The 13,481-nt window shown below is 70.4% G+C and carries 16 protein-coding genes and 1 pseudogene; 9 read left to right on the plus strand and 8 right to left on the minus strand.

Annotated elements, in window-relative coordinates:
- Window positions 1-155 precede the first annotated feature (155 nt).
- The 5 genes and pseudogenes from ACTIGN_RS21795 (at window position 156) to ACTIGN_RS21815 (ending at window position 4,070) form a co-directional block, all read left to right on the plus strand.
- Window positions 156-647: a winged helix-turn-helix domain-containing protein gene (locus ACTIGN_RS21795; protein ID WP_439627752.1), complete on the plus strand. Its 492-nt coding sequence runs from the start codon at window positions 156-158 to the stop codon at window positions 645-647.
- Window positions 648-672: 25 nt separating this feature from the next.
- Complete coding sequence (locus ACTIGN_RS21800; RefSeq protein ID WP_439627841.1) at window positions 673-1,218, plus strand: IS630 family transposase; 546 nt, start codon at window positions 673-675, stop codon at window positions 1,216-1,218.
- A gap of 225 nt (window positions 1,219-1,443) precedes the next feature.
- Window positions 1,444-2,331, plus strand: a complete 888-nt coding sequence (locus ACTIGN_RS21805; RefSeq protein WP_439627754.1) for a sulfurtransferase — start codon at window positions 1,444-1,446, stop codon at window positions 2,329-2,331.
- Window positions 2,332-2,393: 62 nt separating this feature from the next.
- A pseudogene (locus ACTIGN_RS21810) lies at window positions 2,394-2,556 on the plus strand (chromate transporter); the annotation flags it as partial.
- Window positions 2,557-2,666: 110 nt separating this feature from the next.
- Window positions 2,667-4,070 carry a M20/M25/M40 family metallo-hydrolase gene (locus ACTIGN_RS21815; RefSeq protein ID WP_439627756.1) on the plus strand — a complete coding sequence of 468 codons (1,404 nt, stop codon included), beginning with the start codon at window positions 2,667-2,669 and terminating at the stop codon, window positions 4,068-4,070.
- Here the strand turns inward: ACTIGN_RS21815 and ung are convergent, their stop codons facing one another.
- Window positions 4,071-4,853 carry a uracil-DNA glycosylase gene (ung, locus tag ACTIGN_RS21820; protein ID WP_439627758.1) on the minus strand — a complete coding sequence of 261 codons (783 nt, stop codon included), beginning with the start codon at window positions 4,851-4,853 and terminating at the stop codon, window positions 4,071-4,073.
- Between the two features lie 161 nt (window positions 4,854-5,014).
- Here ung and ACTIGN_RS21825 point away from each other — a divergent pair, with 161 nt between their 5' ends.
- On the plus strand, window positions 5,015-6,328 hold the full coding sequence (locus ACTIGN_RS21825; protein WP_439627760.1) for a cation:proton antiporter: 1,314 nt from the start codon (window positions 5,015-5,017) through the stop codon (window positions 6,326-6,328).
- Between the two features lie 108 nt (window positions 6,329-6,436).
- On the opposite strand, the gene ACTIGN_RS21830 is transcribed toward ACTIGN_RS21825, so the two are convergent.
- Window positions 6,437-6,673, minus strand: a complete 237-nt coding sequence (locus ACTIGN_RS21830; RefSeq protein WP_439627762.1) for a hypothetical protein — start codon at window positions 6,671-6,673, stop codon at window positions 6,437-6,439.
- A gap of 811 nt (window positions 6,674-7,484) precedes the next feature.
- Between ACTIGN_RS21830 and ACTIGN_RS21835 the strand changes: the two genes are divergently transcribed.
- Window positions 7,485-8,432, plus strand: coding sequence for a calcium-binding protein (locus ACTIGN_RS21835; RefSeq protein ID WP_439627764.1), 948 nt, complete (start codon window positions 7,485-7,487; stop codon window positions 8,430-8,432).
- Between the two features lie 88 nt (window positions 8,433-8,520).
- On the opposite strand, the gene ACTIGN_RS21840 is transcribed toward ACTIGN_RS21835, so the two are convergent.
- Genes ACTIGN_RS21840 through ACTIGN_RS21850 form a run of 3 tightly spaced genes read right to left on the minus strand, consistent with a single transcriptional unit; the run spans window position 8,521 to window position 10,147 of the window.
- Window positions 8,521-9,243 carry an ATP-binding protein gene (locus ACTIGN_RS21840; protein WP_439627767.1) on the minus strand — a complete coding sequence of 241 codons (723 nt, stop codon included), beginning with the start codon at window positions 9,241-9,243 and terminating at the stop codon, window positions 8,521-8,523.
- Window positions 9,240-9,929, minus strand: coding sequence for a class I SAM-dependent methyltransferase (locus ACTIGN_RS21845; RefSeq protein ID WP_439627769.1), 690 nt, complete (start codon window positions 9,927-9,929; stop codon window positions 9,240-9,242). Before ACTIGN_RS21845 ends, ACTIGN_RS21840 begins: the two co-directional genes overlap by 4 nt.
- Entirely contained in the window at window positions 9,926-10,147 is a 222-nt protein-coding gene (locus ACTIGN_RS21850; RefSeq protein WP_439627771.1) for a DUF1653 domain-containing protein, read from the minus strand. The genes ACTIGN_RS21845 and ACTIGN_RS21850 overlap by 4 nt, the downstream gene beginning before the upstream one ends.
- A gap of 154 nt (window positions 10,148-10,301) precedes the next feature.
- On the opposite strand from ACTIGN_RS21850, the gene ACTIGN_RS21855 reads away from it, so the two are divergent.
- Window positions 10,302-10,559 (plus strand): DUF3072 domain-containing protein, encoded by a 258-nt coding sequence (locus ACTIGN_RS21855; RefSeq protein ID WP_439627773.1) that lies wholly within the window; start codon window positions 10,302-10,304, stop codon window positions 10,557-10,559.
- Window positions 10,560-10,578: 19 nt separating this feature from the next.
- Here the strand turns inward: ACTIGN_RS21855 and ACTIGN_RS21860 are convergent, their stop codons facing one another.
- Window positions 10,579-10,833 carry a hypothetical protein gene (locus ACTIGN_RS21860; protein ID WP_439627775.1) on the minus strand — a complete coding sequence of 85 codons (255 nt, stop codon included), beginning with the start codon at window positions 10,831-10,833 and terminating at the stop codon, window positions 10,579-10,581.
- 74 nt (window positions 10,834-10,907) lie between these two features.
- On the opposite strand from ACTIGN_RS21860, the gene ACTIGN_RS21865 reads away from it, so the two are divergent.
- The gene (locus tag ACTIGN_RS21865; protein WP_439627777.1) at window positions 10,908-11,927 is read left to right on the plus strand and encodes a hypothetical protein; all 1,020 of its coding nucleotides are present in this window, start codon (window positions 10,908-10,910) and stop codon (window positions 11,925-11,927) included.
- A 25-nt stretch (window positions 11,928-11,952) separates the two neighbouring features.
- On the opposite strand, the gene ACTIGN_RS21870 is transcribed toward ACTIGN_RS21865, so the two are convergent.
- Complete coding sequence (locus ACTIGN_RS21870) at window positions 11,953-12,360, minus strand: hypothetical protein (RefSeq protein ID WP_439627779.1); 408 nt, start codon at window positions 12,358-12,360, stop codon at window positions 11,953-11,955.
- A gap of 22 nt (window positions 12,361-12,382) precedes the next feature.
- Entirely contained in the window at window positions 12,383-13,315 is a 933-nt protein-coding gene (locus ACTIGN_RS21875; protein WP_439627781.1) for a DUF1559 family PulG-like putative transporter, read from the minus strand.
- Window positions 13,316-13,481: the final 166 nt, after the last annotated feature.

Consider the following 13,481-nt stretch of genomic DNA (forward strand, 5'->3'; position numbering starts at 1 on the left):
CCACGCGGCGGGTGCGCACCGGCACCGAGCTTATCGTGAAGAACATCTAATGGTTCCGGACCTGGAACGCTTGGTTCCGGACGTGGGGTGTCTGATACCGAATCCGATTGATGCGTTCCTCACTCCAAAGTGGTGTCACCTGGGAGGAGAACACCATGGCTCGGATCGACGTGGCTCCGCACCTGACGGCGGACGAGATCGAGGAGCGGTACCGGAGCTGCCGCGACGCGGCGGAGAAGACCCGCTGGCACCTGCTGTGGCTGGTCACCCGGCCGGACCCGTCCCGGTCCGTGGCCGACGCCGCGCGGGTGGTCGGCCTCACCCCGCGGTGGGGGCGGACCCTCGTCCACCGGTACAACGGCGCCGGGCCGGACGCCCTGGCCGACGGACGGCGGAGCAACGGGGCGACCGCCAAGTTGACCGCCGAGCAACGGGCCGAACTGCTCGCCGCCCTCGCCCAACGGCCGCCCGACGGGGGCCTGTGGAGCGGCCCCAAGGTGGTCGCCTTCGTGCGGCACCGGTGGGGCGTCGAGGTGGTGCCGTCCACCGGGTGGCAGTGGCTCACGGATCTCGGGTTCCGCCTGGTCGTTCCCCGCCCGCGGCACCCGAGGGCGGCCTCCGGGGAGCAGCAACGGGGGTGGCTTTGACCACCTCGGGCAGCGGCTGGCGGACCTGCGGGGAGAACACCCGGACAGGACGGTGGAACTGTGGTGCGAGGACGAGGCGCGGGTGGGGCTGAAGCCGGTGACGCGGCGGGTGTGGGCGCGGCGGGGGACCCGCCCGGCGACCTGTGGGCGGCACCAGTTCGAGTCGGCGCAGGTGTTCGGGTTTGCGCACCCGGCGAGCGGCCGGAACCGGCTCTGGTTGCACCCGAAGGCGGACACGGTACGCATGGGCGAGGTGCTCGCGGCGTTCGCCGACTGGGCCGACCCGACCGGGTCGAAGGTGCTGGTGGTGCTCGTGGACAACGCCGGGTACCACACGGCGAAGCGGCTGGTGGTGCCGGCGAACGTGCGGCTCCACTTCCTACCCAGTTGCACGCCCGAGTTGCAACCGGCCGAGCGGCTGTGGCCGGTGCTCCGGGAGGCGGTGGCGAACCGCGTGTTCGACGACCTGCCGGCCCTGGCCGCCACCGTCACCGCCCGCGCCGCGTGGATGGCCGATCACCCGGAGGTTGTCGGAGGAGTCGCCGGCTTCCACTGGGCCGTCGCCGCCTGACGGTCACGGATCAATCGAATTTGGTATGAGTCGCCCGGAACCATTCTCGCACCGCACCACAACGACGCGCTACGGCTCACCCGCTCCTGTCCGGGTACTGGTCGCATACCCGTCCGCGGCCCCGGGACCGCGCCGGGGTGGCGAGGGCGGCCGACAGGGGTTAAACTGGCGCGTCCGCACTGGAACGGATGGAGCCGGAGACGCCCGCCGGTCAGGAGGAATCCCGTGACACGATTCGCCGCTCTCGCAACAGCCGCACTGCTCGCCTCGGCCGGTGGAAGCCGCGCCGGGGACTACCCGCGACCGGACCTGTTGGTCGAACCGGCCGCCCTCGCCCAGCCCGATGCGCTCAAGGGGTTCGTGATCCTTGACGCGCGGCCGCGGGCAAAGTATGAGGCCGGTCACGTGCCGGGCGCGCGGTGGGTGGACCACGCGGACTGGGCCAAGGGCTTCGGCGACGGCAGGGACGCGGCCGCGTGGTCGAAGCGGATCGGGGGCCTGGGCCTGACCGCCGACAGCCGCGTGGTCGTGTACGACGACAACCAGGCCAAGGACGCCGCCCGCGTCTGGTGGGTGCTCCGGTACTGGGGCGTGAAGGACGCCCGCCTCCTCAACGGTGGCTGGGTCGGGTGGGAGAAGGGCAAGCACCCGACCGAGAAGGCGGAGGCCGCGGTCACATCCACCGAGTTCAAGGCCGTCGCCGCGGCCGAGCGGTTGGCGACGAAGGACCAGCTCCTCAAGTCCCTCACGGGCGACAAGCTCCAGATCGTGGACGCCCGCTCGGAGGGCGAGTTCTGCGGAATTGACGGGATGAAGAACGCGCGGGCGGGCGCGATCCCCGGCGCGACGCAACTGGAGTGGATCGACCTGATCGACAAGGACTCGCACCGCTTCAAGTCGCCGGACGAGTTGAAGAAGCTGTTCGACGGTGCCGGCATCAAACTGGACCGCCCGACCGCCACCCACTGCCAGTCCGGGGGCCGGGCCTCGGTCATGGCCTACGGGCTGGAGCTGATGGGGGCGAAGGACGTGCGGAACTACTACAAGAGCTGGTCCGAGTGGGGGAACGCGGACGACACGCCCGTGGTCAAGCCGGAGCCGAAGAAGAAGTGACCGGCGGTTCCCTGCCACCGGTCCCGCGGCCGCCGCTCGCCGCCGCGCGGGAGGCGACCGCCCTGTTCCTCCGGCTGGGGCGACCTCGGTCGGCGGCCCGCGGCGCAGGTTGCCCCGATGCGCGACGAGGTCGTCGGCCGGCGGCGGTGGCTGTCGGACGAGCAGTTCCTCGACCTGGTCGGTGCCCGCAACCTCATCCCCGGCCCGCACTCGACCGAACTGGCCCCCGCGTCAGCGACCACGCCGCCGGTCGGCGGGGACTAGCATACCACAGCGGGTTTACCCGGACGCACCCGACGGCTAGAGTGATCTCAACCGGACACAGGGGACACGCCATGCTGCAGGCCGCACTCGACTGGCTGGGCAAGAACCACGAGGAGATCGTCCGCGGGCTGGCGGACCTCGTCGCCATCCAGAGCATCAGCACCGACGGCGAGCACCACGCCGAGATCGACCGCACCGCGAAGCTCACGTGCGACATGATGCGGCAGGCGGGGCTCCACAACGTGGAGACGCTCCGCGTCGGCGGGTCGCTGCCCTACGCCTACGGCGAGTGGCTCGACGCCCCCGGCAAGCCGACGGTGTTCCTGTACGCGCACCACGACGTGCAGCCGGTGAACTTCGTCGAGCAGTGGCAGTCCGACCCGTGGAAGCTGACGCGGCGCGACGGCCGCCTGTTCGCCCGCGGCTCGGCCGACGACAAGGGCGCGATCTCGGCCATGCTCGGCGCGATCGCGGCGTACCGCAAAACGGGGAACACCCTCCCCGTGAACGTGAAGGTGCTGGTCGAGGGCGAGGAGGAGATCGGGTCGAAGTACCTCCTCAAGTTCTTCGAGGCGCACAAGGAGCGGATCAAGTCCGACGTGGTCGTGGTGTGCGACACCGAGAACGTCGAGGTGGGCATCCCGAGCCTGACGTACTCGCTCCGCGGCATCGTCGGCGTCCAGGTGGAGGTGAGTACCGCCAGGACCCCGGCGCACAGCGGCATGGCCGGCGGCGCGCTGCCCGACGCGGCCATCGCGCTCAACGCGATCCTGGGCCGGCTGTACTGGAACAACGGCCCCCTGCCCGTTCCGGGCATGTACGACGAGGTCCGCCCGCTCACCGACAAGGAGCGCGCGGCGTTCGGCAAGTTGCCGTTCGACCCGGACAAGTTCCGCACCGGGGTCGGGATGGTCCCGACCGCCCGGCTCGCGACGGAGGACGGGTACAACGCCTACGCCCAGACGTGGCGCCGGCCCGCGGTCACCGTGATCGCCCAGGAGGCGAGCTCGATCAAGGGGGCGTCGAACCAGGTGCTCCCGAAGGCGTCGGCGCTCGTGAGCTGCCGGATCGTGCCGGACCAGAAGCCCGAGAAGGTGCTCGCGGACCTGACGGCGTTCCTCTCGAAGGACCCGCCGTGGGGGTGCGAGGTGAAGGTGACGCCGGCCGGGCCGCCGGTGGACTGGTGGATGACCGACCCGAACGGCCCCGCGTTCGAGGCGGCGCTCGCGGCGATGCGGGGCGGCTTCGACCGCGACCCGGTCGCCATCGGGTGCGGCGGCAGTATCGGGTTCGTCGGCCCGCTGTCGGACCTGTTCGGCGGCGCGCCGGCCCTGCTCATGGGGATCGAGGACCCGGCGAGCAACGCCCACGCCCCGAACGAGAGCCTGCACGAGGGCGACTTCAAGAAGCTGATGGCGTCACTCGTCCGGCTGTTCGACAACCTCGGGAAGCTCCCGCCGAACCGGGTGAAGTGACTACCCCTCCGTGACCGCCTCGGGGAGCTGCCAGTTGATTGGCGGTTCCCCGAGGTTTTCCAGCGCGGCGTTGATCTTCGAGAACGGCTTGCTGCCGAAGAACCCGTTCGCGGCCGAGAGCGGCGACGGGTGCGCCGACTTGAGGACCACGTGCCGCGACTCGTCGATCAGCTTGATCTTCTTCTGCGCGTACGCCCCCCACAACAGGAACACGACCGGCTGCTTGCGGTCGCTGACCGCCCGGATGGCCGCGTCGGTGAACTTCTCCCACCCCTTCCCCGCGTGCGAGTTCGGCGCGTCGGCCCGGACCGTCAGGCAGGCGTTGAGCATCATCACCCCTTGGTGCGCCCACGACGCGAGGTACCCGTGCTTCACCGGCGCGATGCCGAGGTCGTCCTGCAGTTCCTTGTAGATGTTCCGCAGCGAGGCCGGGAGCCGCACCCCGGGCCGGACCGAGAAGCACAGGCCGTGGGCCTGGCCCGCACCGGGGTACGGGTCCTGGCCGAGTAAGAACACCTTGATCGACTCGAGCGGCGTGTACCGGAACGCGTTGAAGACGTCCGCGGCCGGCGGGAACACGGCGTGTGCGTCCCGCTCCCCGGCCACGAACCGCTGGAGGTCGTTCCAGTACGGCTGGTGCGTCTCGGGCTCGAGGTGCGCGAGCCAGGACGGGGACAGGTCCGCGGGGAGCGGGAACTCGGCCTCGGTGGGCGGTGAGGGGGCGGGAGGGTTCGGTTCGCCCTCGAAGAGAGAGGGGGTTACCGCCGTTCGCTTCTTCGCCATAGCCGACCTCGCGGAAGGGAGTTTCGCACCATTTTACTCCGCCGCGAGTGGCCTGCGATGTCGGCAGCGCCGTCGGTCCGCCGGTCCCACTTTGACCGGATTCGGAGCGGCCCGAGCTTTGCACGGACCCCGGTGCTCGCTCCCCGCCCCTCGAGCCGGACATGCAAGACACCGCCTGGTTTCTCTTCCTCGGACTCCTTCTGACCGTCATGGCCCTCGCCGGGTCAGTGGTCAAGCGCGTCCCGCTGTCGGCGGCCATGTTCTACCTGGTCGCGGGGTACGCGATCGGCCCGGCCGGACTCGGCCTGCTCGGCCTCGAGTTGCCGCCCGGTGCGCGGGTGGTCGAGCGGGTCGCCGAGGTCGCCGTCATCGTGTCCCTCTTCACCGCCGGGCTCAAGCTCCGCGTCCCGCCGGGCGACCGCCGCTGGCTCCTCCCCGTCCGCCTGGCCTTCCTCTCGATGGCCGTCACCGTGGGGCTCATCGCTCTCGTCGGTGTTTACCTCCTCGGCCTCCCCCTGGGAGCGGCCGTTCTCCTGGGCGCGGTCCTGGCCCCGACCGACCCGGTCCTGGCGGCCGACGTGCAGGTGACGAACGCCTGGGACCGGGACCACGTGCGGTTCGGGCTGACCGGCGAGGCCGGGTTGAACGACGGCACGGCGTTCCCGTTCGTCTTCCTCGGCCTCGGGCTGCTCGGGCTCCACGACCTCGGGGCGGGCGGGTGGCGGTGGTGGGCGGTCGACCTGGTGTGGGGCCTGGCCGCCGGCCTGGGAACCGGCTGGGCGCTCGGCGGCGGGGCCGGGCGGCTGGTCCTTTACCTCCGACGGGGGCACCAGGAGGCGGTCGGGCGGGACAACTTCTTGACCCTCGGGCTGATCGCTCTGTCCTACGGGCTCGCCGACGTGCTCGGGGGGTACGGGTTCCTGTCCGTGTTCGCGGCCGGTGTGGCCCTGCGGCGGGTCGAGATGCAGGAGAGCGGGGGGGCGTCGCGGGAGGAATTGAGGGAGCGGCGGAGGGAGGTCGCGGAGGACCACCTGGCGACCGACCCGGACACGGCACCGGCCCACCTGGCCCGCCAGGTGCTCCGGTTCAACGAGCAGGTCGAGCGGATCGGGGAAGTGGCCGTCGTGCTGGTGCTCGGCAGCCTGCTCTCCCTGAGTGCCCTCGCGCCGGCCGGGTGGTGGTTCGCGCCGCTGGTGTTCCTGGCCGTGCGCCCGGTCGCCGTGTGGATCGGGTTGGTGGGATCGGGGGTCACCGGGCACCAGCTGCGGCTGATCGGGTGGTTCGGTGTCCGGGGGGCCGGGTCGGTGTACTACCTGGCCTACGCCCTCACCCACGGGTTGCCCGAGCCCCTGGCGAGCGAAATATCCCGGCTGACGCTGACCACGGTCGCGGTTTCGGTCGTGGTCCACGGCATCTCGGTCACCCCGCTGATGAACCTGTACGGTCGAACCGCTCCCCCGCAGACGGGGAAGTGATCGGGTCAGGACCGTGTGTGGTTGGAGCCTTGGCCGGGGTTCCGGTCGGTGGGTTGCTCGAACCGGCTATCCCGTTCGGGACCACGTTCAATTGTGCATCGGGGGCGGTCAGTGTCCGGTGACGCCCGTGTTGTGCTCGCCGGGGTCGTTGCACGCATCGTTCCTCTGCTCCCCGGACTGGCCCCGGTCCCCGCGGCCCGCCCCGGCCGTCGGAAGGTGCGGAGTGGGGCGCTCGTCGCCGCCGCCCGGACCACGGGGCACCTGACCGACGTCGCGCGGCAGGGTGTTCGCGTCGGTCCCGGTCCGGGCGGGCTCCGGTTCGCGTCGCTGTTCGAGATCGGCCATCGTCGGGCTCCGTTGAATTGTGCTTCACTTCGCCTCAGGGCGGGGCACGAGGGTGAGTGCAACGGCGGTGCCGTGAAGGAATCGCCGCGGGAACCTGGGCCAACCGAGGAGGTGATCCCTGGCCCGCCTCATAACAGGCCCGCCCCCACCCACCGCTACAACCGCACTCTTGCCCACGCGAGGGGTCAGCCGCGAACGCGGGGTCGCGTCGCGGGGCGAAACGGAAACGTGTTGCACACGAAACGGCAGCGTGCGGCGGGTCTCAATCCCCCGCGCACCCATCTGGTTGATTGTGGAAGTCACGACATTGATCCCGAGACGTGAATCGGTAGCTGGCTTGCGGCCATTACGGTGAAAGCAAACCCGGGGGCCGGTTCGGGACCCGAAGTTGCATTAGGCTTCCACCATACAACACCTGACACCTGGTCAGTGACAAAGGGTCGAGGCCCGCGAGCGGTGGTTCGCTCACGGGCCGTGCCGGCGACGCCCCCCACCCTGAACATTCTCACCGCGCCCGACGGAGCTGCGGACGGAACCTCGCCCGAATCGGCGCGAGGTTCCGCCCCCGGCGACGTTTCGCCCAACGTCGAGCGCGACCCTCCGAGAATCGGTCCCCAACCCGAACCGCGTTGACCGCGAGACCGCGTCAGCAGGTTCCCAGCCTGCTCCAGGCGTCCGGCGGTTCCCGCCGGCGTGTTTCATTGCATCGCATTCTTCTCCAAGGAACCGTATTATGCGTCGCACATCATCGCGTCTTAGCATCGAAGCTCTCGAAGGCCGCACACTCCCCGCAGCGGGGCTGAACGGATCGGTGTTGACCATTGTCGGCAACTCCGACGCCAACACCATTGTTGTGAGCCGGTCGGGCGACAACGCCCTCGTGACCTTCAACAGCGTGGGTTCGCTGTTCCCGCTGTCCGCGTTCAACACCGTCCTGATCACCGGCGGGATCGGGGCCGACACCGTCACGGTCACGCTCGACAAGAACGTGACGTTCCGGGGCGGCGACGGGGACGACACGGTTACACTCAGCGGCGAGCCCGGGAGCTTGTTCAAGGGCTCCGCGGCGGTCGATGGAGGGAACGGTGACGATACCGTCACGACCAATACGAAGGGCGCGGCGACCGTCGCCGGAGGCGAGGGCAACGACACGGTCACAGTCGCGGGGGCCAGCTCCGCGGTCGTCACCGGTGGCAACGGCAACGACAAGATCACGTGTGGAACTCCGGGCACCGCGAGCATCATCGGCGGCACCGGCAACGACACGATCACGTGCGACTCGGCGAGTCGGGCGGACCTCAAGGGCGAGGCCGGCAACGACACGATTACCGCAATCAACGTCAAAAAGGTCACCGTCACGGGCGGCACCGGCGACGACACGATCAACGTGACGGCGACCAGTAAGGTAAAAATCAACGGCGACGGCGGGGCCGATGGCATCACGTTCGCCACGCTCGGGAAGGCCAAGATCGACGGCGGCACCGAGAACGACGCCATCCTGAACAACGGCACCGGGTCCGCCAAGATGAAGGGCGGTGATGGTAACGACACGCTCACCGGCGGCACCGGCTCCAACAAAATCGACGGCGGCAACGGTGAAGACAGCATCACGGGCAACGGCGTGACCGGGGACTCGCTCCGCGGCGGCGGCGACGCGGACTCCCTCACCGCTTCGGGCGGGATCACCACGCTCTACGTGGACCAGTTGGACGCGGTCACGGCCCGGCCGACGGACCTGATTTACTTCGCACGTGTTTGAGCCTTGAACTGATGCGAGTCGTCGGTCGGGTCAGTCACCAAAGCCCGACCGACGAGCCAAGCCTCCCGCCACGTCTCACCTGACCTCGTCACGCCATCACCAACTCGCGGAACACGAACGGCGGGGAGCAGTGGACGCCGCCGAGGGCGACCGCGACCGGGCGGGCGAACACCGGCCCGTCGAACGCGAACGAGTGGTACTCGCCCCGCTCCCCGCACGGATCGACCCCTGCCGGGAGCGCCGCGGCGAAGGCGGCGTCGAGCTCCCGCCCGCAGTGCCCTTCAGTCAAGCGATCGCCGTCCACGCACACGGTGACGGCGCGGAACCCGGCCGCACAAAACTCTCGGTACAGTTCGCCCGTGTTGCGGCCCCAGAGCGGGTACAGACCCTCCAGCCCCGCGGTCGCGAGGAGCCGGTCGCGGAACGCCCGCAGGTCTTCGAGGAAGATGTCCCCGAAGACGATCACCTCGACTCCGGCGGCCTTGAGGCGGCCGAACGCGGCGAGCATCGTCGGGGTGTACACGTCGTTCGGCGGGAATGCGGTGCCCGGGGCCGCGTGCGGCACCGGGGCGTCGGGGCTTGGCGGGCCGGGGATCGACACGAACTCGACCTGCAGCCCGACCGCGTCGGCCTGGGCCACCATGAGTTCGCGGCGGACGCCGTGCATCGACACGCGGTCGAACGCGGCGCTCAGACAGGTGACCAGCGTGACGATGCGGACGTCGGGGTGGGCCGTTCGGACCGCGTGGAGCACGAGGGCGCTGTCCTTCCCACCACTCCACAGGAGCGCGGCGCGCCGGGGCTCGGTCACGGGACGCTCCCGGGCGGGGCGAGTTCGAAGACCGCGACGGGCCGGGCGTCGGCCCCTTCTCCGATCGACCACCGCGAGTGGGCGACGCGCCACCCGGCGGCCGCCAACTCCTCCAGGAGCGGCAGCGACTCGGCCCGGAACGGGTCGGCGAGCAGCACGCGGCCCCCGGGCGCGAGGTTCCCCTCGAAGATGCGCCGCAGGTACTCGTGGTTGAGGTACGAGTACAGGATGTCGGACCCGATGAGCCAGTCGTACTTGGCGGGGTCGGCCCACGCGGCCCAGTCGGCCTCGCGGTACTCGATGCCGCGCGCCCCGTTCCGCTCGCCGTTGAGCCGGCAGACGTGCAGCGCGAGTTCGCTCCAGTCGCTCTGCACCACGGCGGCCCCGGCCGAGGCGGCCACGATCCCGGGCAGGCCGGTGCCCGCGCCGAGTTCCATGACGCTCCGGCCGCGGAACTCGGCGCCCCGGAGAGCGATCTCGTGCGACAGTGCGATCGCGCCGGGCCACAGGGCGACGCCGTAGGGCAGGTCGTGGGCCGCGCGCGACAGGTACCGCGACTCCTCGGCGCGGGTGACCACGGCCGCGGTGTAGAGGACCGCCCAGTCCCGGCCGCCGACGGCGAGCCGGCACTCGCCGAGCGGGAAGTCGCCGACCGAGGTGCGGAGCACGTTCGCGGGCGTCGTCACGATCCGGCCCCCAGAAATGCGAACCGCGGCACCTCGCGGCCCTCGACAGTGACCGACTCGACGAACATCTGAAGCGGCCGGACCCACAGCCCGCCGTCGCCGTACTCCGGGCGGTACACGACGAGGTCCTCGTGCGTCTCGCTGTGCCGCGCGACGCCGACGACGGTGTACTCGTTCCCCTTGTAGTGCCGGTACCGGCCCGGCCGAACCGCGTCCATCTCCCGCCCTCGTGTGCCGCCGGCCAACCGCCAACGGAGGTCGTCAAGATACGGACCGCCCGCGGCCCGCGACACCCGGCCCGGACGGGCACGCTTCTTGCTGTACATATTGCCAGTTCACCGCAGTGGTGGACGGGACACGAAGGAGAACGTGATGGCCACCAAGAAGACGAGCGCCCCGGCCGCCAAGGACCCCGCCGATTGGGTGACCGGGGACGAGCCGATGACCGGCCCGCAGGAGTCGTACCTGAGCACCCTCGCCCGCGAGGCCGGGGCCGAGGTGCCGGCCGACCTCACCAAGGCCGAGGCGTCCGAGAAGATCGAGGAGCTGCAGGAGGAGACCGGCCGCGGCAAGCCCGCACCGCGGCCTGCCCGGCCCCGCAAGGCACCCCCGAAGAAGAAGGAGTCGTGACAGCGACCGCGGTCGCGGTTCACGCCCTCCGGAGGTTCCCGGCGGGAACGACGACGAGTTCCCCGTTATCAAGGCGGACCAAGTGGTTGTTCGGCGGCCGCTTCTCGCCCGCCCGGTTCGGCCGGAACACGAGCACGGCCGGTACCGCTGCGGGGCGCGCGCGGCCCGCGGGGGCGACCACGGTGCCCACGCGGTCGTGGTGCGGGGTGGCCGCCCGGGCGCGGGCATTGTAGCGGAGGCGGACACGGGTGCCGGGCGGCGGGGACGAGAGCATGGGAATCCACCCGGGGGCGCTATCTCCTCAGTGGGTACAATAGTATACCCGTATCGCTCCTCGCGAGATCACCGATGCCCGCGCCCAAACTGTTCGCCGCCGCACTCGCGTTCGGCCTCGCGGCCGCGACGGTTCCGGCCGCCGGTCAGCCTCCCAAGAAGGAGAAGGCCGGTGACGGGTGGTTCCTCGCCGTCGGCCACGGCGGGCACCGGATGCTCTCCCGCGACGGCACGGCGTGGGAGAAGCACCAGTCGTGGGGCGAGCCGAAGCACGACCAGAACGACCTCAACGTCGCGGCCAACTTCAAGGGCGCGTTCTACGCAGGCGGCGGGTTCTTCAGCGGCCGCATGACCGCGACCCGCGACGGCGAAAAGTGGTCCGACGGCGTCCTCCCGGGAAGCTCGCCGATCTTCGGCCTCGAAGTGCTCGACGACGTACTCTACGCCATCGACCTCCGCGGGGCCGTGTTCAAGACGGCCGACGGCGAGAAGTGGGAACTGGTGGCGCGCTCGGAGATGCCGAGCAAGACGCACTGGGTCCGCGGCACGGCACAGGGCAACGGGATGATCGTCGGCTCGGGCGACTTCGGCCCCGCGATCGCGTTCGACCCGAAGTCGGGGAAGATCACCGTTACGCAGATGGCCGGGCAGGTCGACAAGCAACCCGGCATCCATCGCGTCGCGTTCGGCAACGGCGTGTTCGTCGTCGTCGGGCAGGCCGGGCTGATCGCGGTGAGCAGTGACGGGAAGAAGTGGGAGAATAATGTTGCGAACCCCGACCGGCCCGACTTCGACTGCGTCGCGTTCACCGGCAAGGAGTTCGTCGCCACGCACGCCAAGGGGTTCCTCCACTCGAGCGACGGCCGCACATGGGCGAAGGGCGAGGGCACGATGCCGCGGCAGGTGCGGCGGGTGAACGGCTGGCTCTACGGGTACGGGTGGCCGCCGAGCAAGATCAGCCGCAGCGAGGACGGCGCGAAGTGGGAGCCGGTGCCGAACGAGAAGAACTGGCAGGGCAAGGCCTACGCGTTCGGGCCGCTCGCAGGCGGCGAACCGCCCGCGATCCCGCAGCCGAAGGCCGCGCCGAAGAAGTGACCCGCAACCACGCTGGCCGGCGGGCTCACCCGCCGGTCTTCGCCTTTGTGTCGAGCTTGAAGTCGAACCGGTTCGCCGCGCCGGGGGCGACTTCGGCTCCGAGCGTGGTCTGCTCGTTGAACTGCGGCGGGACATAGCTCTGGTACACGAAGTCGTCGCCCATCGCCCCCTTCCCCGGCACCTTCCGCGACGCGGCGATCTTCACCTTCTTCTTCCCGGCGGGCAACTTCAGCGAGTACGCGCCGCGCTCGATCCGGCTCGCGCCGGGGGCGGTGCCGTTGTCGGCCGCGACGAACACGATCTCGCCGTCGTCGATCGGCACGCCGTCGAGCGACACGGTCCCCGTGACGTCGTACACCGCCGGCTGTGAGTGGCACCCGACCGCGACAGACAGCGCCAGGAACAGCCCCGGCGCACCGAACCGTGAGCCCATCGTCGGCACCTCGCGTTGTGTGTCAGTAGTCGCCGGCGGGCTCTTTGCCGTCCCGAGTGCCGAGCGCCAGGTACACGCCCGGCACCACGCCGTTGCTCACGAACCGGATCGACCCGTCGGCGAGCGCGAGGTTCACGCCGCCCGTGTGGTAGCTGCGGGCGAGGTTGAAGGCGTTGCTGTTGCTCGGGGCCGCGGTACACGGAGCCTTCGGGAGCGGGATGCAGAACCCCTGCGTGTTGTCGCCGATCGGGCTATTCGGCGGGTACAGTGTCGTGAACAGCCCGCCGGTGTGGATCGCGTTGTAGTACCGGCCGCGGAGGTCGTGGGTGGTCGTGTCCCGGGAGAGGATCAGTTCGCCCAGGAACGCGGTGTTCGAGGTGCCGTCGCCGATGTCCGTCAGCCGCACCTTCGACTTCGCGAAGAACACGCCGCCGAGCGCCGTGCCGTCGGCCCCGCCGCTTGGGGTGAAGGTGGTGTCGCCGGCGCAGGCGACCACGTTCCCGTGGAACCCCTGCGACGCGGCCGGGGTGGCCGCGCCGGCGGTCATGAACTTCGGGTTCGCCGGGTCCGACGGGCACATGAACGCCGGGATCACCGCCTCGTGGCCGGGGAGGAAGGTCGTGTGGCTCCCGGTGCCCATCGCGGCCTGCATCTTCTCGTACACCGCGCCCTGCTCGAGGTACGGCAGGACGAAGTACGACCACCCGCGGCGCTCGTACCCCGGGTCGGGCGGGTACAGCGCGGCCACGACGCCGGGCGGCAGCGCGCCCTTCGAGTCGTGGTGCGCGAGGCACGCGAGCGCCACCTGCTTCATGTTGTTGCTGCACTTGGCCCGTGCCGCCGCCTCGCGGACCTTCTGGACCGCGGGCAACAGGAGGCCGACCAGGATGGCGATGATGGCGATGACGACGAGCAGTTCGATGAGCGTGAACGCGAGGCGACGGGGTCGGGGCACGGTCGAACCCTCCGGGAGTGGAGTGCGAGGTTCGGTTCAGGCGTGAGTCGCGGGCGGGGTGTCGGGCGGGCGAGCTTGTTGCAACTATCGACTGGATATTCCCGAGAGTCAACGCCCAACTCAACGGAACGCGCCGGGCGGGGAACGGGCCCGGCACCGTTCCCCG

It is taken from the genome of Gemmata sp. (genome assembly GCF_051859125.1).
Lineage (GTDB): Bacteria > Planctomycetota > Planctomycetia > Gemmatales > Gemmataceae > Gemmata.